Source organism: Aquitalea pelogenes (assembly GCF_041914625.1).
Lineage (GTDB): Bacteria > Pseudomonadota > Gammaproteobacteria > Burkholderiales > Chromobacteriaceae > Aquitalea > Aquitalea pelogenes.
Map to the genome: position 1 here is coordinate 159902 of NZ_JAYSDA010000003.1, position 22007 is coordinate 181908.

Consider the following 22007-nt stretch of genomic DNA (forward strand, 5'->3'; position numbering starts at 1 on the left):
GTGTGTCAGCCGCACTTGGCCCGCAACTGTCACTTCACAAGCCGTCATGTTCGGCAAACACCTCTTTTGCCGCAAACATGCCGTTGAGTGCGGCCGGAAAACCGGCATACACCGCCATCTGCAGGATGGTTTCGTGGATTTCCTGCTGGCTGAGGCCCACATTCAGCCCGGCGGCAATATGCACTTTCAGCTGCGGTGTGGCATTGCCCAGTGCCGTCAGCGCGGCAATGGTGGCCAGCTCGCGCTGCTGCAGGCTGAGGCCGGGGCGGCAATACACCTCGCCAAAAGCGAATTCGATGATGTAACGCCCCAGGTCCGGGCTGATGTCCTGCAAGCTGGCAATCACGCGTTCGCCTGCCTCTGCGTCGACTTCACGCAGGCGGTTCCAGCCTTGTTGGTAAAGAGGGTTGGTCATGGTCTGCTCCTGTGCTGTCAGGCTGTGCGTCTGCTTGCAAGGCGCTGGCAAGTCCGGTGTAGAAGGCCACCTTGTCGCGCATCACGCTCAGATTGTCTTGCAATGCCGCCAGCCGGTTTTCCAATGCCAGCACATGCTGTTGCAGCATCTGCTGACGCCGGACCACACTGTCCAGTTGCTGCCCGTCCCGGCGCAGCGTGGCATAGGCCAGCATGTCCTGTATCGACATGCCGGTGGCACGCAAACGCAGCAGAAAGGCAATCCAGCGCTGGTCGTGCTCGCTGTAGCAGCGGTGGCCGCTGGCGCTGCGGCGTACCGGGTCTATCAGCCCGATGTCCTCGTAATAGCGCAAGGTATGGGCCGATAGCCCGCTGGCGCGTGCCATTTGCCGGATGGTCAGTGTAGTCATGGGGTTCAGCCTGAAGCTTCGAGTGCACTCTAAGTCAAGCCTGATGATAGCGTGTTTGCCGCCGGGCGGATTCGCGCATGCCATGTGGCTGTGCTAGATTGGCCCGCTTGTGCTGTCCGGCCGTATTTTGCCCAGGAGTGGTACCGTGCTTTCTCCCCGCCAGTTGTTCAAGCGCCTGTCCGGCAGGCTGACCGCCCTGTTTGGCCGCGGCCTGGTGCTGTCCATGTCGTCCATCATGCTGGGCGGCGTATTGCTGATGTTGCTGGGGCTGTGGCTGACCAACTCTGCCGCTCCCACCACCCTGACCATTACCAGCGGTCCGCCGGGCAGCGTGTTCCAGAAGACGGCGCTGCGCTATCAGCAAATCCTGGCGCGCGAGGGAGTGAAGGTGAAGATTCTGCCTTCCGATGGCTCGCTGGATAATCTGCATCGCTTGCTGGATGCACGTCAGACGGTGGATGTGGGTTTTGTACTGGGCGGGGAGGCAGCCAATGTCGACGCCAAGGGCCTGATGTCGCTGGGCAGCATTTCCTATCAGCCGCTGATGGTGTTCTATCGCGGGGCAACACGGCCGCTATTGTCCGGCTTCAAGGGCCAGCGGCTGGAAATCGGCGAGGCGGGCAGCGGCACGCACAATCTGGCGCTGGCCTTGCTCAAGCTCAACGGCATCACCCCCGGTGACGGCACGGTGCTGCTGGATACCGTGGCGGGCAATGCGGTGAAGGCCTTGCTGGACAATCAGGTGGATGCGCTGTTCGTGATGGGGGATTCCACCTCCACCGACCTGTTGCGCCAGCTGCTGCACACGCCGGACATTCATCTTTTCAATTTTGCCCAGGCGGACGCCTATGCACGCCGGGTCAGCTATCTGAACAAGCTCACCCTGCCGCGCGGCGGGCTGGATCTGGGCAAGGACATTCCCGAAGCCGATACCCAGCTGATTGGCCCCACCGTGGAGCTGATCGCCCGTGAGGGCCTGCACCCGGCCTTGTCCGACCTGTTGCTGGAAGCCGCCCGCGAAGTGCATGGCAAACCCGGCCTGTTCAAGAAAGCGGGGGAGTTTCCGGTGCTGGCCGAGCATGAAATCCGCCTCAGTCCGGATGCCCAGCGCTATTACGCCTCCGGCAAAAGCCTGCTGTACCGTACCTTCCCCTTCTGGCTGGCCGGGCTGGTGGCCCGCGCCCTGGCGGTCATCCTGCCTCTGGTGCTGTTGCTGATTCCCGCCCTCAAGGTGGCCCCGGCCATTTACCGCTGGCGCATCCAGTCCGGCATCAACCGCTGGTATCGGGTGTTGTTCGATATCGAGCGCGAGGCGGTGGCACAGCGTACCGTGCCGGGCAAGCAGGAGGAATTGCTGCGCCGGCTGGCCCATGTGGATGCCACCGTCAGCAAGATCGTGGTGCCGGCGGCCTTTGGTGATTTGCTGTACGAGCTGCGCGGCCATATCGACTTTGTCCGCAGCCGCTTGCAGGCCGATGCCGACGCGCAGGGTCATCAGGACCAGCAGGGCTGACTCAGTTGCTGTCTTTCACCGGCAGCAAGCGGAGGATCAGGCGGCTGATGCCCTGACGCAAGGCCGGCAGGTGCAGGGCCAGTCCACCCAGCAGGCCCACCAGGCCACCAGCCAGGGTGTCGTAGAAGCGCGCCTCGATCAGGGCAAAGGCCGACCCGTGGCCCAGATGAGCCGCCTCGGCCAGCAATATCGCCATCGGCGTGATGAACACTGCCGCCATGCCGTAGTGGCGCACCACCAGCGTCTCCACCACCACACTCAGCAGCATGACCAGTAGCGACACCGTCCAGGCGTTCAGCGGCAGGCTGAATACACCCCAGGTAAGCAACAGCCCCAGTGCCGTCCCCAGCAGCCGCTGCAACTGGCGGTTCCATACCGCGCGCAGGCTGGCTCCTTGCAGCACGGCCAGGCAGCTCACCGGCACCCAGTAGGGCCGTTGCAGTTGCAGCCATTCGGCCAGCAGCAGCGACAGGAAAACCGTCAGGCCGATGATCAGCGCATCCATCACCACGAAGTCGAAATCCGGCGCAGGCAAGGGCTGGACCGGTTTGGGCGTGCGCCAGCGCAGCACATGCAGGCTATAGCCGAAGGCCAGCACGCAGGCCAGCAGGCTGCCCATGGCTACCAGACCAACCCGCAGCGGTATCTCCAGCACGGGTACCGGGGTGTAGGCGGCAAGGGCAGCCAGCATCACGAAGAAATAACTGCCCGGTGGTGGCAGGCGGTAAAAGCGGCAGATCATCGTCACCAGAATGGTGATGACAGCCAGCACCGGGGCCGTGGCCAGCGGCAGCAACTGGCTGAGGAGGCCCAGCGTGAAACTGGCGATCAGACCGAAGCTGCAGGCCATGATGGTGACCATGCGATGGTGCATGGGCGTGGCCGGCAGGTAGAGAAAGGCCATGCCGCCCAGGGAGGACAGCAGGCCAAAGGCCAGGTGGCCGGTCCAGGCGGCAATCAACAGCGGCAGGCCGGTGGCCAGCGCGGCGGTCAGCGGCATCTGCCATGGCCGGTCGCTGGCTTGAAAACTGCGTAATTGCTGCCATTCGCGGGCAATCAGGGCGCGTATCTGCGGTACTGGTCTGGCTGGCTGCATGGTGATTTCCGTCAATAGCCAATAAAAAGTGCAGCCTGACGAATAAGTCAGTGCATTGGCAAGCGCTCAGTGTCGCGCCGCTGCCGCCAGCCGCTCAGCACAAACAGCAGGGCAATGGCCCACAGCACGGCCACCATCCAGGCCGAACCGGCATGCTGCATCAAGAGGCCGGTGGCAGCCGGGCCCAGGCTGCTGGACGCATTCCAGCTCAGTGAAATCAGCCCGGAAACACGCAGCAGGGCGGCACCGCTGAACAGTTCGCCGCTGGCCACCATGGATAAGGTATAGATGGCACCGGCACACGCGCCCAGCACAAACAGATAAGCCTCCCACAGCAGCGGCAGCTGCATCATCCATGGCAGCAAGGGCAGCAGCAGGCACACCAGTACCCCGCACAGCAGGTGTACCCGGCGACGGCCAAGGTGGTCGGCCAGCCAGCCGATACCAAACTGCAAGGTGGCATCGCCCGCCAGCAGGATGGAGGCGGATGCCAGCGCGCGGCTCTGGCTCATGCCGCCTTCCATCGCCACCAGCGGCAGGAAGCTGAGCATCACGGTATCGAAAGAGGCAAAAAACGCCGTGCCCAGCAAAATGGCGGGCGCAGCTTGCACAATGCCCAGCCAGCCGGTGTCGCTGGCCTTGTCGTCGGTGGTGGACGCCGGATGTTGCGGATGACTGCCGTCACGTGCTTCCGGCCGGGCCAGCATGATGCCTGGAATACCCAGCAAAAACAGCGCGCCACACAGGAGAAATGCCTGATCAGGCCAGCGGGCCAGCAAGTCGGTCAGCATCGGTCCCAGTACCTGGCAGGCGGTAAAGCAGGTGGAATAGATGGCGACGATGCGGCCACGCGCATGGTCGCCAGCCAGGGTGTTGATCCAGCTTTCGCCCAGCACGAACAAGGGTGCCATGGCGGCACCAAACAAAAAGCGCGCCAGCATCCAGCCGGGAATCGACTGCAGGTATTGCAGCGGCATCACCGACATTGAGGCCAGCAGCAGGCAGCCCAGCATCACATTGCGCCGCCCCAGCCGCAGCGCCAGGGCCGGGGCGGCCATGGTGGCCAGCACCCCGCCCAGTGCGCCGGCGGCCACGGTCCAGCCGATGACTTCCGGGCTGAAGCCGCGGGCAGTGAGGGTGAGGGCGGTCAGCGGCATGGTACTGCCCAGCCCCAGGCCCAGCAGGGCGACACTGAAGATGACGGCGGCAAAATCGCGCCAGGCGCTGCGTGGCAGCATGAACAGCTCCGTGGGGAATGGGAGAGACAGCCTAGCACAAGGGCATGGCGCTGCGCCAAGCAGCACTTGTCGCCCGCCTGCGTAGCCATCTACGTCATGTAACGTATTTTTCCGGCCGCAGCCTGCGGTTACCTTGATGACGCAGCGCAACAATCCATCTCACATCATCAGGGGAATCTCATGGCAAGCACTCGTCGCACTTTTCTGAAGTCCGCTCCGCTGGTTCTGGCCGCCGCCGGCCTGCTGTCCATGCCGGCCTTTGCCGCCGACACCATCAAGGTGGGGGTGTTGCACTCCCTGTCCGGCACCATGGCTATTTCGGAAACCTCGCTCAAGGACATGGCGCTGTTTGCCATCGACCAGATCAATGCCAAGGGCGGCGTGCTGGGCAAGAAGCTGGAACCGGTCGTGGTGGACCCGGCCTCCAACTGGCCGCTGTTTGCCGAAAAGGCGCGTCAGCTGCTGAGCAAGGACAAAGTGGCGGTGACCTTCGGCTGTTGGACTTCGGTATCGCGCAAATCGGTACTGCCGGTGTACGAGGAGCTGAACGGCCTGCTGTTCTACCCGGTGCAGTACGAGGGTGAGGAAATGTCGCCCAATGTGTTCTACACCGGTGCTGCGCCCAACCAGCAGGCCATTCCGGCAGTGCAATACCTGATGAGCAAGGAAGGCGGCGGTGCCAAGCGCTTCTTCCTGCTGGGTACCGACTATGTCTACCCGCGCACCACCAACAAGATTTTGCGGGCCTTCCTGCACAGCAAGGGGGTGAAGGACGAAGACATCCAGGAGATGTACACCCCCTTCGGGCATAGCGATTACCAGACCATCGTCGGCAACATCAAGAAGTTCGCTGCCGGTGGCAAGACGGCGGTCATCTCCACCATCAATGGCGACTCCAACGTGCCCTTCTACAAGGAACTGGGCAATCAGGGCCTGAAAGCCACCGACGTGCCGGTGGTGGCCTTCTCGGTGGGTGAGGAAGAACTCAAGGGCATCGACACCAAGCCGCTGGTGGGCCATCTGGCTGCCTGGAACTACTTCATGAGCGTGAAGAACCCGGTGAACAGCAAGTGGATTGCCGACTACCGCGCCTGGGCCAAGAAGAAGGGCCTGGCGAATGCCGACAAGCTGGTGACCAACGACCCGATGGAAGCCACTTATGTGGGCATCAATATGTGGGCCGAGGCAGTGAAGAAAGCCGGCACCACCGATGTCGCCGCCGTCACCAAGGCCATGGCCGGCATCAAGTTTGCCGCCCCGTCCGGTTTCACGCTGGAAATGGACCCGAAAAACCATCACCTGCACAAGCCGGTGATGATTGGCGAAATCCAGCCTAACGGTCAGTTCTCGGTGGTGTGGAAAACCAAGACCCCGATCCGCGCCCAGCCGTGGAGCCCCTTCATTCCGGGCAATGACAAAAAGCCCGACACTCCGGTGAAGAGCAAGTAACAGCGGCTGACAACATCCCTGCTGCGCCTGTGTATCAGCCGCTCTGGTTGATTGTTTCAAGCACAGCACGGGACGACGCACGCCCTTGCCCGCTCCAGCCCTTTCCGGGTGGTGGCGGGCATATCCTGTAAGGAAAGCACCATGCAATTGTTCAAACCCCTGTTCCTGCTGCTGTCCCTGTGCAGTGGTCTGGTGGCCGCCAGCCCGCTGACCGAGCTGGCCCATGCTGACCCGGCCGACCGTGCCGGGCTGATCACCCAGTGGACGGTGCAGGCGGATGGCCCGCGCCGTCAGGCAGTTGCCGCACTGGAGGAGGGCAGGCTGTTTACCAGCGCCGATGGCAACCATGTGTTGTTGCAAGGCGCAGACGGCAAGCTCAGCGATGTGGACAACGGCCAGCCGGTGGCTGGCGATGCCAGCAGTCTGGATGCCTTGCCGGTCAACAACAGCGTGCGCAGCGCGCTGGAGGCGTTTCATGCGGCCGGTGATCTGGCCGACCCGGACCGCAGCAAGCGCCTGAGCGCCATTCAGGCCTTGCAGGACAGTGCCAACCCCGGCCTGCTGCCCTTGCTGCTGAGCCGGCAGCAGCAGGAGCAGGACAGTCAGGTCAGACAGGCCCTGCACATGGCCAGCGCCCGCCTGCAACTGGCCAGCCCGGATGCCGCACAGCGGCTGAGCGCCATCCACACCCTGGCCGACAGTGCCGACCCGGCCACCCTCAGCCTGCTGGCCCCGCTGACAGTCGCCGCCAGCGAGCCGGAAGCCAGCGTACGCGCCGCCGCCAGTCAGGCCATGGCCGACATCAAGGCCAGCCAGTGGCGTTACAACATGCTGGGCTATGCCTTCAGCGGCATCAGCCTGGGCTCGGTACTGCTGCTGGCCGCCCTGGGGTTGGCCATTACCTATGGCCTGTTGGGCGTCATCAATATGGCGCATGGCGAAATGCTGATGATCGGCGCCTACGCCAGTTATGTGGTGCAGAACCTGTTCCGCACTTGGTGGCCGGGCGCTTTCGATGCCTATCTGCTGGCGGCGCTGCCGGTGGCCTTTGCCGTCACCTTTGTCATCGGCATGGCGCTGGAGCGGCTGATCATCCGCCATCTGTATGGCCGTCCGCTGGAAACCCTGCTGGCCACCTGGGGCATCAGCCTGATGCTGATCCAGGCGGTGCGCATGCTGTTTGGCGCGCAAAACGTGGAAGTGGCCAACCCGTCCTGGCTGTCCGGCGGCTGGGAAATCACCCCGGCGCTCACCCTGCCGTATAACCGGCTGGCCATCATCGCCTTTGTTGCGGGCGTGCTGGTGCTGACCTGGCTGCTGCTCAACAAGACGCGGCTGGGCCTGTTCGTGCGTGCCGTCACGCAAAACCGCCGCATGGCCGACAGCGTGGGCGTGCCCACCGGCAAGGTGGACATGCTGGCTTTCGGTCTGGGTTCGGGCATTGCCGGGCTGGGCGGGGTGGCCTTGAGCCAGATCGGCAACGTCGGCCCGGAGCTGGGGCAGGGCTATATCGTGGACAGCTTCATGGTGGTGGTGCTGGGCGGAGTAGGCCAGCTGGCCGGGACCGTCACCGGGGCCATGGGCCTTGGCATCGTCAACAAGATTCTGGAACCGTCGCTGGGGGCGGTGCTGGGCAAGATCCTCATCCTCGGCTTCATCATCCTGTTCATCCAGAAGCGTCCGCAAGGCCTGTTCGCCCTCAAGGGCCGGGTACTGGACTAGGAGCACCATCATGCAAACCGCACTTTCCCTGCGGCTGGCCACCCGTCTGGGGCCGCAGCCGCTGAAACTGGCAGGTGGCGCAGCACTGGCCGTGCTGCTGGCCATGCCGGCGCTGCATTTATGGACGGACCCGGCCAGCAGCCTGCATGTGTCGGCCTACACTCTCACCCTGGTGGGCAAGATCCTGTGCTATGCCATCGTGGCGCTGGCCATGGACCTGGTGTGGGGCTACACCGGCCTGCTCAGCCTGGGCCACGGCCTGTTCTTTGCCCTGGGTGGCTACGGCATGGGCATGTACCTGATGCGTGCCATCGGCCATGACGGCAATTACCAGAGCGACCTGCCGGACTTCATGGTGTTTCTCGACTGGAAAACCCTGCCGTGGTTCTGGCAGGGCAGCGAGCATCTGGCCTGGGCGCTGTGTCTGGCAGTGGGCGTGCCCGGCCTGCTGGCGTTGGTGTTTGGCTGGCTGGCTTTCCGTTCGCGCATCAAGGGCGTGTACTTTTCCATCATGACCCAGGCGCTCACCTATGCCGCCATGTTGCTGTTTTTCCGCAATGAAACCGGCTTTGGCGGCAATAACGGCTTTACCGACTTCAAGCGCATCCTCGGCTATGGCATTGCCGCGCCCGGCACGCGCGCCACGCTGTTCCTGCTGACCGTGCTGCTGCTGGTGGCTGCGCTGGCCGCCGGTTTCTGGCTGGTCAACAGCAAGTTCGGACGCATTCTCACCGCCATTCGCGATGCCGAGTCGCGGCTGATGTTCTGTGGTTACAACCCGCTGTATTACAAGCTGTTCATCTGGGTGGCGTCCGCCATGCTGTGCGGCCTGGCCGGGGCGCTGTACGTGCCGCAGGTGGGCATCATCAATCCGGGCGAAATGTCACCGGCCAACTCCATCGAAATTGCCATCTGGGTGGCGGTGGGTGGGCGTGGCAGCCTGATCGGCCCGGTACTGGGCGCTGGTTTCATCAATGCGGCCAAAAGCTGGTTCACCGTGGCTTTTCCCGAATACTGGCTGTTTTTCCTGGGTGGGCTGTTCATTGCCACCACGCTGTTCCTGCCGCGCGGCCTGCTGGGCCTCTTGCGCCGTCACAAGGAGAAGGCATGATGCCCGTCACTACTTCGCAAGCGGTGCAGCGTGAAAGCTGGGATGGCGATACCCCGGCCAGTGGCCGCCTGTTGCAGCCGGGGGTGGATGTCACCCATGGCCAGATCCTGTATCTGGACGACATCAGCGTCAGCTTTGACGGTTTCCGTGCGCTCAACCGTCTGTCCCTGTCCATCGGCGTGGGCGAGCTGCGCTGCATCATCGGCCCCAACGGCGCGGGCAAGACCACCATGATGGACGTGATTACCGGCAAGACCCGTGCCGACAGCGGCTCGGCCTTTTTCGGCCAGACCATCAATCTGGCCCAGCATTCCGAGGCGGAAATTGCCCAGCTGGGCATAGGACGCAAGTTCCAGAAACCCACGGTGTTCGAGGCGATGACGGTTCAGGAAAACCTGGAACTGGCGCTGGCCGGGCCGCGTTCGGTGTGGGCCAGTCTGCGCGCCCGTCTCTCCGGGCAGCAGCGTGACCGGATCGACGAATTGCTGACGCTGATCCGCCTGGGTGAGCAGCGGGCGCGGCAGGCAGGGCTGCTGTCGCATGGCCAGAAACAGTGGCTGGAAATCGGCATGCTGCTGGCGCAGGAGCCGCAGCTATTGCTGCTGGACGAGCCGGTGGCGGGCATGACCGATGCCGAAACCGAAAAGACCGCCGAGCTGCTGCTCACCCTCAAGGGCCGCCATTCGCTGATGGTGGTGGAACACGATATGGAATTCATCGCCAGCATTGCCGGCAAGGTGACAGTGCTGGCCGAGGGCGCGGTACTGGCCGAGGGCAGCCTGCAGCAAGTGCAGGCGGATGAACGGGTGATCGAAGTCTATCTGGGGCGCTGACATGCTGGACATACAAGAACTGGACCAATACTACGGCGGCAGCCACATTCTGCGCCGCGTCAGCCTGCAAGCCGAAATCGGCCAGGTGACCTGCCTGCTCGGCCGCAATGGCGTGGGCAAATCCACCTTGCTGCGCTGCCTGATGGGGCAGCTGCCGGCCAAAAACGGCAGCATCCGCTGGCAGGGAGAGGACATCAGCCGCTGCGCACCGCACCAGCGCGTGGCGCGTGGCATTGCCTATGTGCCGCAGGGGCGGGAAATCTTTGGTCGGCTGACGGTGGAAGAAAACCTGCGCATGGGGCTGGCGCGCTTTGGCGGCAAGGCCGGGCGCGAGATTCCGGCCTCGGTGTACGAGATGTTCCCGGTGCTGTACGACATGCGTCAGCGTCGTGGTGGCGACCTGTCCGGCGGCCAGCAGCAGCAACTGGCCATTGGCCGGGCGCTGGTCAGCCAGCCATCGCTGCTGGTGCTGGACGAACCCACCGAGGGCATCCAGCCGTCCATCATCAAGCAGATAGGCGAAGTCATCCGCAACCTGGCGGCGCGACGCGACATGGCCATCCTGCTGGTGGAACAGTACTACGACTTTGCCGAAGCACTGGCCGATCGCTATCTGGTGATGTCACGCGGCGAGGTGATACGTTGCGGAGCTGGATCCGACATGGCGCAGGACGGAGTACGCGAACTGCTGGCCATCTGACGCGGCAGGCTGCCAGCCTGTCTCCCGGCACGCTAATTGCTGAGTCTTGCACCATCCACCTTGCTGATTGACTGCTGATGAATCTGAACGCGCTGAGCATGGCCAATGCCTTGCCTGCCGGTTTGCAAGCCGGCTGGCATGCCGCACTGGAATTGGGCTATGCCCTGGTGCAAGGCTGCACCGTGCCGGTGCATCGACGTCACCAGGGGCCGTTGCGGGTGCAAAAACACTTCATCGACGCGCATGGCCAGTGCCAGCACATTGTGGTGCATCCTCCGGGCGGGATGGCTGGCGGGGACAGGCTGACGCTGGATGTTGATCTGGCCGCTGGCAGCCAGGTACTGCTCACCAGCCCCGGCGCGGCCAAATGGTATGACAGCTTCGGTCGGCAGGCCAGCCAGCAGCTGCAAGTGCGTCAGCAAGCCGGCAGCCTGCTGGAATGGCTGCCACAGGAAACCATTCTGTATGCCGGCAGTACCGTGCAGCTGGACAACTGCTTCCGCCTGCAGGGCGATGCCCGCCTGCTGGCTGGCGAGGTGATGTGCCTGGGCCGCCCGGCCAGCGCCGAACACTTTGACCGTGGCCTGTGGCAGCAAGGCAGCGAAGTATGGCGTGACGACACCCTGCTGTGGTGCGAGCACAACCATGTGCCCGGTGACAGCCCCTTGCTGGCATCCCCGGTGGGAATGGGTGGCCACAGCGTGCTGGCTACCCTGCTGTGGGCCGGGCCGGCACTGCCGCCAGACATCCATCAGGCCTGTCTGGAACTGCCCTGTGCCGGGCGTGCCGCTGCCAGTCAGCTGCCCGGCATCTGGCTGGCCCGCTTTATTGGTGACAGCGCCGAAGCTGCCCATCACTGGCTGCGTGGCTGTCGCAACCTGATCTATCCCTTCAGCCACGGACGCGCAGCCAGCCAGCCGCGCATCTGGGCAAGCTGACAAGAAAGCACCCCATGGAACTGACCCCCCGCGAAAAAGACAAGCTGCTGATTTTCACCGCCGGGCTGGTGGCAGAGCGCCGCCTGGCCCGTGGCCTGCGGCTGAATTATCCCGAGGCCGTGGCCTATATCAGTGCCGCCATTCTGGAAGGCGCACGTGACGGGCAGAGCGTGGCCGCACTGATGCATTACGGCACCACGCTGCTCAAGCGCGAACAAGTGATGGACGGTGTGCCGGAGATGATTCCGGATATCCAGGTGGAGGCCACTTTTCCGGATGGCACCAAGCTGGTCACCGTGCACCAGCCCATTGTCTGACGCAGCCCGCCAACAGGAGATTGCGATGATTCCAGGAGAAATCCGCTTTGCCAGCGGCGACATCGAAATGAATGTCGGCCGCGCCACCTTGCAGCTGGAGGTGGCCAATAGTGGTGACAGGCCGATCCAGGTCGGCTCGCATTACCACTTTGCCGAAGCCAACGACGCACTGCGCTTCGACCGCGCTGCCGCACGTGGTTTCCGGCTGAATATCGCCCCCGGTACGGCGGTGCGTTTCGAACCGGGCCAGACCCGCACGGTAGAACTGGTGGCGCTGGATGGCGCACGCCGCGTATTCGGCTTTCAGGGCCGGGTGATGGGGGAATTATGAAAATCAGCAGACAGGCTTATGCCGAGATGTTTGGCCCCACCACGGGCGATGCGGTGCGCTTGGCCGATACCGGCCTGTGGGCACAAGTAGAGCGCGACTTCACCGTATATGGCGAAGAAGTGAAGTTCGGTGGCGGCAAGGTGATTCGCGACGGCATGGGCCAGGGTCAGTGCGTGGCCGCCGAGGTGGCGGATACCGTGATTACCAATGCGCTCATCATCGACCACTGGGGCGTGGTCAAGGCGGACATCGGCCTGAAGGGGGGCCGTATTGCCGCCATCGGCAAGGCGGGCAACCCGGACATCCAGCCCGGTGTGGACATCCTGATTGGTGCGGCAACGGAAATCATTGCCGGTGAAGGCATGATCATCACCGCTGGCGGCATCGACACCCATATCCATTTCATCTGCCCGCAGCAGATCGAAGAGGCACTGGCTGCCGGCATCACCACCATGATTGGCGGTGGCACCGGCCCGGCCACCGGCACCAATGCCACCACCTGCACACCCGGGCCCTGGCATATGGCCAGCATGCTCAAGGCCGCGGAAGGCTTTGCCATGAACCTGGGCTTTACCGGCAAGGGCAATGCCAGCCTGCCGGAAGCGCTGCGCGAACAGGTGCGCGCCGGGGCCATCGGCCTGAAGCTGCACGAGGACTGGGGCAGCACGCCGGCGGCCATCGACAACTGTCTGGGCGTGGCGGACGAGATGGACGTGCAGGTGGCCATTCACACCGACACGCTGAACGAAGCCGGTTTTGTCGAAACCACGCTGGCAGCATTCAAGGGCCGCACCATTCACACCTATCACACCGAAGGGGCAGGTGGCGGCCACGCACCCGACATCATCAAGGCCTGTGGCTTTGCCAATGTGCTGCCCAGCTCCACCAACCCCACGCGGCCCTTCACCGTCAACACCATCGACGAGCACCTGGACATGCTGATGGTGTGCCATCACCTGCATGCCTCGATTGCCGAAGACGTGGCCTTTGCCGAAAGCCGCATCCGGCGCGAAACCATTGCCGCCGAGGACATCCTGCATGATCTGGGCGCGTTTGCCATGATGTCCTCCGACAGCCAGGCCATGGGCCGCGTGGGGGAAACCATCCTGCGTTGCTGGCAGACGGCGGACAAGATGAAACAGCAGCGCGGCCCGCTGGCGGGGGACAGCGAAGGCTGCGACAACGCCCGCATCAAGCGCTATATCGCCAAGTACACCATCAACCCGGCCATCACCCACGGCATCAGCCATGAAGTGGGCAGTATCGAGGTGGGCAAGCTGGCCGACCTGGTGCTGTGGAAGCCGATGTTCTTTGGCGTCAAGCCCAGCCTCATCCTCAAGGGCGGCATCATCGCCATGGCCGCCATGGGCGACGCCAATGCCAGCATTCCCACGCCGCAGCCGGTGCACAGCAGGCCGATGTTCGGCAGTTTCGGCAAGGCCATTGCCGATGGCAGCGTCACCTTTGTCTCACAGGCTGCGCTGGATGCCGGTATCGGCGAGGCGCTGGGCCTGAACAAGCGACTGGTGGCGGTACATGGCTGCCGCAGCGTGCAAAAGACCGACCTGATCCACAACGACTACCTGCCGCAGATTGAAGTGGACCCGCAAAACTATCAGGTAAAAGCCGACGGACAGCTGTTGTGGTGCGAACCGGCCGCCGTGCTGCCCATGGCCCAGCGCTATTTCCTGTTCTGAACAGGCACAGCTGGCACAGGACACTCATGGCCTGGAAACCACCGGGTTGCGGCCCGGAAAACAGACAAACAAGGAAAGAACATGCTGGTGATTACCGAGCGACTGCCGCAAGCCTGCCGCAGTGATGCCGACTTGCTGCTCAGCTTTGAATTGCGCAGCAAGACCCGGCTGCGTACCCGTACCGTGGATGGCGAGGAAGCCGGCCTGTTTTTATCCGCCGGCGCACCGCTGGCGCATGGTCAGTGCCTGCGGGCGGAAGATGGCCGCGTGGTGCGCATACTGGCGGCGGACGAGCCCCTGCTGCATGTGCGTTGCGCCAGCCCGGAAGCGTTGTGCCGTGCGGCCTACCATCTGGGCAATCGTCACGTTCACTTGCAGGTGGGCGAGGGCTGGTTGCGGCTGCTGGACGACTATGTGCTGGAGCAGATGCTGCAGCAAATGGGGGCTGAAGTGAGCCGGCTGTTTGCGCCGTTCAATCCGGAAAGCGGAGCCTACGGCGGTGGCCATCATCATTCGCACGGCAAGGATGCCGCCTTCCAGTACGCGCCGAAGCTGCATCTGTTCGGTCAGCCGGCATGAGCGCACTGCTGCCTTTGCTGCAATTGCTGCGCCTGGCCAGCCCCGGTCTGCCGATTGGCGGTTTCAGCTATTCGCAGGGGCTGGAAAGCGCGCTGGAACTGGGCCTGGTACACGATGCCGCCAGCGCGCAGCAGTGGTTGCATGATGTCTTGCAAGGCCCGGTCTGCCATTTTGATGCCGCCATGCTCTCCCGCATGCTGCACGCGTTGGCCGACGGCGACGAGGCTGCATTGTACCGGCTCAACCAGCGTTATCTGGCCAGCCGCGATTGCCGCGAGCAAAGACAGGAAACCATACAAATGGGCTACTCGCTGCGCCAGTTGCTGGCGGGTTTGCCGGAAGGCCAGGCCATGAGCTGGCCGGATGGCTTGGCCAATGGCGACGTCTGCCTGCCGGTGGCATGGGCGCTGGCGGCCCGTGCGCTGGGCATAGACGAGCGCGAAGCAGTGACGGCGCTGCTGTGGAGCTGGCTGGAAAACCAGGTGATGGTGCTGCTCAAGGCCATGCCCATGGGCCAGAGTGCAGGCCAGCTGCTGCTGTCGGTCCTGCTGCCCGCGCTGGCGGAGGCGGTGGAGCGCGCCATCAGCCTGCCTGCCGGACAGCACAGTAATTTCGCCCCCGGCCTGATGTGGGCGGCGATGAAACACGAAACCCAGTACAGCCGCCTGTTCCGCTCCTGAGCGAAACAGGCCAGAGGAGATACACCATGCAGAAAACCGCCTTGCGCGTTGGAATCGGCGGGCCGGTCGGCTCGGGCAAGACCCACCTCACCTGGGCGCTGTGCAGCGCCCTGCGCGACATCTACAACGTTGCCGTGGTCACCAACGATATTTACACCCAGGAAGATGCCCAGTTTCTGGTGAGGAACGAGGCGCTGTCGCCGGACCGCATCATTGGCGTGGAAACCGGCGGCTGCCCGCACACTGCCATTCGCGAGGATGCGTCCATCAATCTGGAAGCGGTGGCACAGCTCAATGCCCGTCATCCGGGGCTGGACGTCATCTTCATCGAAAGCGGCGGTGACAATCTGGCCGCCACCTTCAGCCCGGAGTTGTCCGACCTCACCATTTATGTGATCGATGTGTCGGCCGGTGACAAGATTCCGCGCAAGGGCGGGCCGGGTATTTGCAAATCCGACTTGCTGGTGATCAACAAGATAGACCTGGCACCGCTGGTGGGCGCTTCACTGGAGGTGATGGAGCGCGATGCACGCAAGATGCGCGGCGAGCGGCCCTTTGTGTTCTCCAATCTCAAAAGCGGGCAGGGCCTGGCGGACATCATCGCCATCATCGAGGAGAAGGGCATGCTCAAGCTGTAAGCCAGTTGTTCTGGGCAAACAGATGGTGGGTTGATGTGACAAGGCCGGGCTTTGCCCGGCCTTGTCTTGTCATTGCAGCCGTGCTCTTACTGCGGAGCGTGTGGCCCTTCATCTGGTGGCGGCGGCGGGAGCAGCGGACGCAGCGGCTTGGCCAGTACCATGCCGTCGTAGGGCTGGCATATGGCGGGAATGCTGTCGCCGTGCAGGTAAATGGTGGTCTTGCTGCCTGTCTTCTTGCCCACGCAGGCTTTGACGGCAGCCAGCGGCGGCTCGTGCGGCGGTGGTGGCATGTGTCCATGCTCATCGGCCGGATGCGGGCCGTGTGGATCGCATTGGTTGTGCTCAGCTTCCGAGGCATCCTGATGCCCGGCCTGGCATCGGTGTGCAGCTGAGTCAGACGGCATGTTGCTGTCTGCCGCATGGCTGGTGCTGCACAACAGCAGGCCCAGCGTGGCGCTGACAACAATAAAGTGAGAGGGGCGCATGAGAGTCCTGCCTTCATGGTGACAATGCGCCCACCTTAGTCAGGCGCTGGCAGCGCTACAAGCTTGTGGCTGCCAGCTTTACACCGCTTTGAGCGAAGTGAAGCCAATTAGCCCCGTTTAACATGTTTTACATGCGCTGCCGGGGCAAGTATCCGGGCTTGGAGCGGCTGACAAAATAGCGTTGCGTCCCCGGGGCAAGGCGCGCTGACGCCGACAGTACAAGGGTAGGGCAAGGAGGCGCAGCGTAGCAGCAGGGTTTTTGTTAGCCGCACTCAGAAGTGGTAATGGGCAAAGGTAAACAGCACGTTGCCATTGCCCTTGCCGCCGGGAATATAGGTGCTGTTGATGGTCAGATTGCCATAGCTGATACCCACCAGCGGCAGCACACCCGGGAAGGGAAAGGAGTGCAGGGTGTCGGTGCGCGAAGTGATGAAGGCGGTATAGCCGATTTCGGCACGCCACTCACCTGCGCGGAAAAAGGGGTGGGTATAGGCATAACCGGCAATCGGCTCTACCTTCTTGTGCGAGTCGAGAAAAGCCATGGCGTACAGCGCATGCCAGTTGTCATTGTCGTCACGCAGGCTGCGGCCCAGGCCAAAACCCCAGGGGTTTTCGTTGAACTCGGCGATTTTCTCTTTGGTATAGGCCCAGCGCATGTGATAGGTGTTCAAGGGCAGATAGGCATCCAGCGTGCCATCGTTCCAGACATGCTGGACTTCATTGCTGGCACTCTCCAGCCAGGATTCGGCGCGGGCCGGGCTGGAGAACAGACAGGACAAGGCGCTGCCAAGGACAAGGGCGGTGCTGAGGCGGGTGTAAGCGGACATGAATCTCAACTGGCGGTGTGCTGCCAGCCAGAACGGCAGCACGATTGCAAAAAATAGGGCAGGGCTGGGGATGTTACCTGTACTGGCCAGCAGGTCAAGTCAGCTCGGCTAGACCGGCTTAGTTGCGCAGAAGTTCCCGTTGTTGCAGCTCGGCCGCCTGCATGTCGCGGCACAAATGCAGCAAGGTGGCAGCGGCATCCGGGGCGTGCGCCTGCAGGCGTCGGGCCGCCGCGTCCAGCAACTGGCGTGCCTTGTGCCATTCGCCGTACTCCAGATACAGGCTCGCGCGTTGGTACAGGTTCATGCTGTCTTCCCGGAACAGCGCCGGGTGCTGCACTGGCTGTTGCTGGATGGTGTCCAGCCGTTCGCGGTTCAGCGACTGGACGCGTGGCAGAAAATCATGGCACAGGGTGTTGATGCTGGCATGCGTCAGCGCGGGCAGTGGCGGGCGTCGTGAGATCAGTCGGGAAAGCGCCTTGAGCATGGCACGGCAGTCCTGGCCTGCCTGGAGCAGGGTATGGTGGGAAACCCCGCACCATACCCTGTCCGTACGTCAACTTGCGGCAAGAAACATCAATAGTTGTAATGCCGGGCGTTGCCTGCCGTTTCAGTCCTGCAGGGCCGGGTTCAGTGCGCTGCGCACCGTGCTTTCATCCAGCGCGGACGAGCACAGCTTGATGAAGCGGTAGGCATAGCTGCGCAGGTAATGGCCGCGACGAATGGCAATGCGGGTGGTTTGCTGGCCGAACAGCGGCTGGCCCTGCACCACTTTCACCGCCTGGTCACGCTGCGGGTCTACGGCCATGGAGGCGACAATGCCGACTGCCAGTTCCAGTTCCACATAGGTCTTGATCACATCGGCATCCAGTGCCGACATCACGATGTCCGGCACCAGCCCGGCGCGGGCAAAGGCACGGTCAATCTGTGCACGGCCGGTAAAGCCCTGGTGGTAGGTGACGATAGGATATTCGGCCAGCGTTTCCAGCGACAGGGTTTGCTGGTGCAGCGGGTGATCCGGCGGGGCAATCACCCTGTGATACCAGCCATAGTAGGGGAAGGAAACCAGCTCGGGCACTTCGGCCACCGCTTCGGTGGCAATACCGATATCGGCATCACCGGACTGCAGCAGACGCACCAGCTCTTCCGGGCTGGCCTGATGCAGCACCAGATGTACTTTGGGAAAAGCTTTCTTGAAGGCAGTCACCACCTTGGGCAGCGCATAGCGCGCCTGGGTGTGGGTGGTGGCAATGGTCAGCTGGCCTTCGTCGCGCAGGCTGAACTGTTCGGCCAGGCGCTTGATGTTGCCGGCGTCCAGCAGCATGCGCTCCACGATGATCAGCAATTCCTTGCCCGGATCGGTCAGCCCCAGAAAACGCTTGCCCTTGCGGACGAACAGTTCGACACCCAGTTCGTCTTCCAGGTCCTTGATGTGTTTGCTGACGCCGGATTGCGAGGTGTACAGCGCGTTGGCGACTTCGGTGAGGTTGAAGTTCTGGCGCACGGTTTCGCGGATGATGCGCAGTTGCTGGAAGTTCATGACCATGCCTTGAATTTATATAACTCAAAGCAGGATATTTCTGTTTTTAATATAACAAAAATAACATTTACTTGTTTGCATATGCCATCTTGGTATCAGCTTGATCCGTCAAACCAGCCACAGCTCTCCCACTTGCGCTGCCAGTGCCTCGCAGGCTGGCGACGGGGCGTCCTGCCGGTTGCTGACCAGCAGGTCGATGGCTTCCGCCCGGCACAGGCTGAAGCGGCTGCTGAGGCCCAGCTTGCTGGCATCGGCCAGGATAAAGGTTTGATCGGCCTGCTCGCTCATGGCACGGGCCACTTCGGCCTCGTGGTGATCGTAATTGCTGGCCCCCATCCCGGCGCTGACGCCAACCGGAGACAGCAGGGCAATGTCGGCCCGGTAATGGCGAATGGCATTGACAGTGCTGCCGCCCACCGTGGCTGCGGCACGTTCGCCCAGCTCACCCCCCAGCATGATGACCTGATGGCGTTTGCCGCCCTCCGGCTGGCGCAAAGCCAGCGCCACATCAAAGGCATTGGTGATGATGGTCAGGCCGGAGAGCCCGGCCAGCTGGCGGGCCAGCAGGGCGGTGGTGGTGCCGGCATCAATGAACACGGTTTGCCCGGCACTGAGCCTGCTGCACACCGCGCGGGCAATGTCTTCCTTGAGACGGACATTGAGCTGCGCCCGTTCGGCAATCGGGGCTTCCGTTGCGCTGGGACGCACAATGCCGCCATGGGTGCGGCGCAACTGTCCCAGCGCTTCCAGCGCGGCGACATCCCGCCTGACTGTTTCCCGCGATACCTGTAGCTCCCTGACCAGCCGGTCAGTGCTGATGCGCTGCTCCAGTGCCAGCAAGGCACGGATGCGCTGGTAGCGCTCTTCTTGCCACATGGGCTTCTCCACCTGATAAGTGCCTGCTCATTCTCCCTGGCTTAGCTGCCCTGTCAAGCCGGTCGCCTGCTGGGATTTGCAGGTCGGATTTGCGCGCTTTGTGTACTTTTGTGGCAAAGTTGTAATGTTGGGTGTTTATTATGCTGGCCATGCTGACGGGCTGGCATGGCCTCCCGTCTTCCTTTGTCATCCGGATCGGGAGATACCATGCAACGCCGCCAGTTCATTCATGCCCTTGCCGCCGTATCCGCCAGCAGCCCCTTGTTGCTGGCCTCTTCTTCAGCCCGTGCCCAGAGCAGCACGGCCAGCGTTCCGCTGGATAGCGCACGCTGGTCACCTCGCAATGCGGCGCGCCTGCAATTGCTGCTGGACCAGCATGGCCGCCACAGCCCCGCTTACCGTGCCGACCGCAAGCCTTACGCCGTGTTCGACTGGGATAACACCTGCATCATGAATGACTGTGAAGAAGCCTTGCTGATGTACCAGATCAACCACTTGCAGTACAAGCTGACGCCGGAGGAGTTCCACCAGGTCGTGTGGCGTGACGTGCCGGATGAAACCTTCATGGCCGACTACAAGACGGTGGATGGCAAGCCGGTACGCATGGCCGACATCGCGGCCGACGTGGTGGCGGACTATCGCTGGCTATATGCCAACTATCAGGGCCTGGCCGGCAGCCGCAGCCTGGAGGACGTGCAGGCCAGCGACCAGTTCAAGGATTTCCGCGCCAAGCTTTACTTCATGTATGACGCCATCTGCGACAGCTTCCCGCTGGAAATCGGCTACAAGTGGATCATCTATTTCTACAAGAACATGAGCACGGCCGAACTGCAGGCCATGGCCATGGCCTCCAACAAGGCGGCGCTGGGGGATGGCCTGCGCAAGGTGCGTTACCAAAGCCCGGAAACCCTGCCGGGCAAGGCCGGGGTAGTGGCCGATACCCATTTTCATGGCATCCGCGTGCATGAGGAAATCCGCGGCCTGATGCATACCCTGCGCGCCAACGGCATTGATGTGTATGTCAGCACCGCCTCCATCGACGACGTGGTACGGGTGTTTGCCGGGCATGCCGATTTTGGCTATGGCGTGCCAGCGGAAAATGTCATCGGCCTGCGACTGGACATGGCCGATGGCAAATACACCGACCGCTATCTGCCGGGCTGGCATTTCAACTGGGGTCCTGGCAAGACCGTGGGCATCCGCCAGCAGTTGCAGGCGAAAAAGGGTTATGGCCCGGTGCTGGTGGCAGGCGACAGCGATGGCGATGCCTGGATGCTGCGTGACTTTGCCGATACCTCGGTGGGGCTGATCGTCAACCGCATGAAAAAGGGTGAAATCGGCGCAGACAGCCAGCTGGCCGCCCAGCAACTGGGTCAGCCGCAGGCGCGCTTCATCCTGCAAGGGCGTGACGAGGCCACCGGTTTGATGTTGCCGGATGAAAAGTCGCTCAAATACGGAAAGACCGAGCGCAAGCTGCTGGCCTGAGCGGGCAGCAATCGTGGCTCAGCGCAAGCGCCAGATGGCGCGATAGGCTTGCTGGTAGGGCAGGGCGGCATCTATGTCCTGCTCGCCCAGCTGTTGCAACACCTCACGGGTAAGCAGGATGGGTTTGCTGGCATAGCCGCTGGGGCTGGCATGGGCAAAGGCGCGGTTGAGTTCGTCCGCCATCTGCCAGCCTTGCGCCGCAAGTGGTTCGGCCACGGTTGCACTTTGTTGTGACAAACCGGCGCGGATACGGGTGATGGCCTTGCTGGAACCGTCTCCGGCGGAGACATTGCGGATGTCCGCACGCTGCACATGCAGCAGCGGATAGTTCATTTCATCGAAATAGACATCGTTGATGGCCAGCGTGTGCGTCCATTGCTTGCCATAGCGTTGGTTCAACTGCCTGACCACCGCATCCATCCGTTCTGCCGCATGGTTGATGGGGATGTTTTCCACGCTCAGCAATTTGCAGGTCTTGCACTGTGCCAGTGTCTGCTGCATGAAGCGGGTTTTGGCATTGGCAATGTCAAAGCGCTCGTCGTTGAAGATCACCACGCCAGCCTTGCCCTGGCTTTGCTGGATGACATAGCTGGCGGCCAGCCGCGCCACTTCCTGCGGGTCGGTGGTGACATTGAAGAACAGCCCGTCCTGTGCTCCGGGCGTGGCGGTGGCATGCCAGCCAACCAGCGGAATGCCGGCCTGCCTGGCCGCACCGATTTCCACCCTCATGTCGCTGGCGGCAATGCCACCCAGAATCACCCCTTGCACCCGGCGTTGGCTAATGGCACTGGCCAGCGCCTGGCGCAGCAGCGCACTGCTGCCCTTGCCATCGATCATCTGTAACTGCCATCCCAATAGCGCAGCGGCAGAGGCAAAGGCACGATAGCTGCCGGCAATGCCGCCATTACGCAGATCCTGCGCCAGATACAGCACCTGATAATGGCCCGGCTGTCGGGGAGGTCCACTGCGTGGGCCGTCCCAGCGCTGCTCAGCCAATGCCGCCGCCAGGCCCTGGCTGGCCAGCATCAGCACTATCAGCAGTGTGCGTTTGATTGCCATGGCAACCTTTCTGCTTGATGGCCCATGGGGGTTGGAGTAAAGAGTCAACTGGCAGGCTGTACAGAGCGCTAC

General features: G+C 62.7%; 24 protein-coding genes. 14 read left to right on the forward strand and 10 right to left on the reverse strand.

Annotated features, from left to right (window positions below; all coding sequences use genetic code 11):
• Positions 1-34 precede the first annotated feature (34 nt).
• The gene (locus tag ACE3SE_RS04055; protein ID WP_374553996.1) at positions 35-415 is read right to left on the reverse strand and encodes a carboxymuconolactone decarboxylase family protein; all 381 of its coding nucleotides are present in this window, start codon (positions 413-415) and stop codon (positions 35-37) included.
• Positions 372-824 carry a MerR family transcriptional regulator gene (locus ACE3SE_RS04060; RefSeq protein ID WP_131354473.1) on the reverse strand — a complete coding sequence of 151 codons (453 nt, stop codon included), beginning with the start codon at positions 822-824 and terminating at the stop codon, positions 372-374. Before ACE3SE_RS04060 ends, ACE3SE_RS04055 begins: the two co-directional genes overlap by 44 nt.
• Positions 825-969: 145 nt before the next feature.
• On the opposite strand from ACE3SE_RS04060, the gene ACE3SE_RS04065 reads away from it, so the two are divergent.
• A complete protein-coding gene (locus ACE3SE_RS04065) occupies positions 970-2337 on the forward strand; it encodes a TAXI family TRAP transporter solute-binding subunit (protein WP_374553997.1) in 1368 nt (455 codons plus the stop codon).
• A 1-nt stretch (position 2338) separates the two neighbouring features.
• Here the strand turns inward: ACE3SE_RS04065 and ACE3SE_RS04070 are convergent, their stop codons facing one another.
• Positions 2339-3433: an FUSC family protein gene (locus ACE3SE_RS04070; protein WP_374553998.1), complete on the reverse strand. Its 1095-nt coding sequence runs from the start codon at positions 3431-3433 to the stop codon at positions 2339-2341.
• 47 nt (positions 3434-3480) lie between these two features.
• Positions 3481-4671 (reverse strand): MFS transporter, encoded by a 1191-nt coding sequence (locus tag ACE3SE_RS04075; RefSeq protein ID WP_374553999.1) that lies wholly within the window; start codon positions 4669-4671, stop codon positions 3481-3483.
• Positions 4672-4851: 180 nt separating this feature from the next.
• Between ACE3SE_RS04075 and urtA the strand changes: the two genes are divergently transcribed.
• The 12 genes from urtA (at position 4852) to ureG (ending at position 15666) form a co-directional block, all read left to right on the forward strand.
• Positions 4852-6120 (forward strand): urea ABC transporter substrate-binding protein, encoded by a 1269-nt coding sequence (gene urtA / locus ACE3SE_RS04080; RefSeq protein WP_445290643.1) that lies wholly within the window; start codon positions 4852-4854, stop codon positions 6118-6120.
• A 141-nt stretch (positions 6121-6261) separates the two neighbouring features.
• On the forward strand, positions 6262-7842 hold the full coding sequence (gene urtB / locus ACE3SE_RS04085; RefSeq protein ID WP_374554000.1) for an urea ABC transporter permease subunit UrtB: 1581 nt from the start codon (positions 6262-6264) through the stop codon (positions 7840-7842).
• Positions 7843-7852: 10 nt separating this feature from the next.
• A complete protein-coding gene (gene urtC, locus ACE3SE_RS04090; RefSeq protein WP_045848007.1) occupies positions 7853-8953 on the forward strand; it encodes an urea ABC transporter permease subunit UrtC in 1101 nt (366 codons plus the stop codon).
• Positions 8950-9786, forward strand: coding sequence for an urea ABC transporter ATP-binding protein UrtD (gene urtD, locus ACE3SE_RS04095; RefSeq protein WP_374554001.1), 837 nt, complete (start codon positions 8950-8952; stop codon positions 9784-9786). The genes urtC and urtD overlap by 4 nt, the downstream gene beginning before the upstream one ends.
• Position 9787: 1 nt before the next feature.
• Positions 9788-10486, forward strand: coding sequence for an urea ABC transporter ATP-binding subunit UrtE (urtE, locus tag ACE3SE_RS04100; RefSeq protein ID WP_374554002.1), 699 nt, complete (start codon positions 9788-9790; stop codon positions 10484-10486).
• 77 nt (positions 10487-10563) lie between these two features.
• Positions 10564-11424: an urease accessory protein UreD gene (locus ACE3SE_RS04105; RefSeq protein WP_374554003.1), complete on the forward strand. Its 861-nt coding sequence runs from the start codon at positions 10564-10566 to the stop codon at positions 11422-11424.
• 14 nt (positions 11425-11438) lie between these two features.
• Positions 11439-11741 (forward strand): urease subunit gamma, encoded by a 303-nt coding sequence (locus ACE3SE_RS04110; protein WP_045848009.1) that lies wholly within the window; start codon positions 11439-11441, stop codon positions 11739-11741.
• Between the two features lie 25 nt (positions 11742-11766).
• Positions 11767-12072, forward strand: a complete 306-nt coding sequence (locus ACE3SE_RS04115; protein ID WP_374554004.1) for an urease subunit beta — start codon at positions 11767-11769, stop codon at positions 12070-12072.
• Positions 12069-13769, forward strand: a complete 1701-nt coding sequence (gene ureC / locus ACE3SE_RS04120) for an urease subunit alpha (RefSeq protein ID WP_374554005.1) — start codon at positions 12069-12071, stop codon at positions 13767-13769. The genes ACE3SE_RS04115 and ureC overlap by 4 nt, the downstream gene beginning before the upstream one ends.
• 81 nt (positions 13770-13850) lie before the next feature.
• Entirely contained in the window at positions 13851-14348 is a 498-nt protein-coding gene (gene ureE, locus ACE3SE_RS04125; RefSeq protein WP_131354452.1) for an urease accessory protein UreE, read from the forward strand.
• The gene (locus ACE3SE_RS04130; protein WP_374554006.1) at positions 14345-15028 is read left to right on the forward strand and encodes an urease accessory protein UreF; all 684 of its coding nucleotides are present in this window, start codon (positions 14345-14347) and stop codon (positions 15026-15028) included. The genes ureE and ACE3SE_RS04130 overlap by 4 nt, the downstream gene beginning before the upstream one ends.
• Before the next feature lie 26 nt (positions 15029-15054).
• Entirely contained in the window at positions 15055-15666 is a 612-nt protein-coding gene (ureG, locus tag ACE3SE_RS04135; protein WP_045848014.1) for an urease accessory protein UreG, read from the forward strand.
• Positions 15667-15752: 86 nt separating this feature from the next.
• Here ureG and ACE3SE_RS04140 read toward each other — a convergent pair whose 3' ends face one another.
• From ACE3SE_RS04140 to ACE3SE_RS04160, 5 genes are all read right to left on the reverse strand, one after another.
• Positions 15753-16151, reverse strand: coding sequence for a hypothetical protein (locus tag ACE3SE_RS04140; protein WP_374554007.1), 399 nt, complete (start codon positions 16149-16151; stop codon positions 15753-15755).
• A gap of 272 nt (positions 16152-16423) precedes the next feature.
• Positions 16424-16978 carry a lipid IV(A) palmitoyltransferase PagP gene (gene pagP / locus ACE3SE_RS04145; RefSeq protein WP_045848016.1) on the reverse strand — a complete coding sequence of 185 codons (555 nt, stop codon included), beginning with the start codon at positions 16976-16978 and terminating at the stop codon, positions 16424-16426.
• A gap of 118 nt (positions 16979-17096) precedes the next feature.
• Positions 17097-17462 carry a hypothetical protein gene (locus ACE3SE_RS04150; protein WP_374554008.1) on the reverse strand — a complete coding sequence of 122 codons (366 nt, stop codon included), beginning with the start codon at positions 17460-17462 and terminating at the stop codon, positions 17097-17099.
• Positions 17463-17585: 123 nt separating this feature from the next.
• Positions 17586-18515 carry a CysB family HTH-type transcriptional regulator gene (locus ACE3SE_RS04155; protein WP_374554009.1) on the reverse strand — a complete coding sequence of 310 codons (930 nt, stop codon included), beginning with the start codon at positions 18513-18515 and terminating at the stop codon, positions 17586-17588.
• A 108-nt stretch (positions 18516-18623) separates the two neighbouring features.
• Entirely contained in the window at positions 18624-19391 is a 768-nt protein-coding gene (locus tag ACE3SE_RS04160) for a DeoR/GlpR family DNA-binding transcription regulator (protein WP_374554010.1), read from the reverse strand.
• 207 nt (positions 19392-19598) lie between these two features.
• Between ACE3SE_RS04160 and ACE3SE_RS04165 the strand changes: the two genes are divergently transcribed.
• Entirely contained in the window at positions 19599-20876 is a 1278-nt protein-coding gene (locus ACE3SE_RS04165) for a haloacid dehalogenase-like hydrolase (RefSeq protein WP_374554011.1), read from the forward strand.
• A gap of 18 nt (positions 20877-20894) precedes the next feature.
• Here ACE3SE_RS04165 and ACE3SE_RS04170 read toward each other — a convergent pair whose 3' ends face one another.
• A complete protein-coding gene (locus tag ACE3SE_RS04170; RefSeq protein WP_374554012.1) occupies positions 20895-21935 on the reverse strand; it encodes a substrate-binding domain-containing protein in 1041 nt (346 codons plus the stop codon).
• Between the last annotated feature and the right edge of the window lie 72 nt (positions 21936-22007).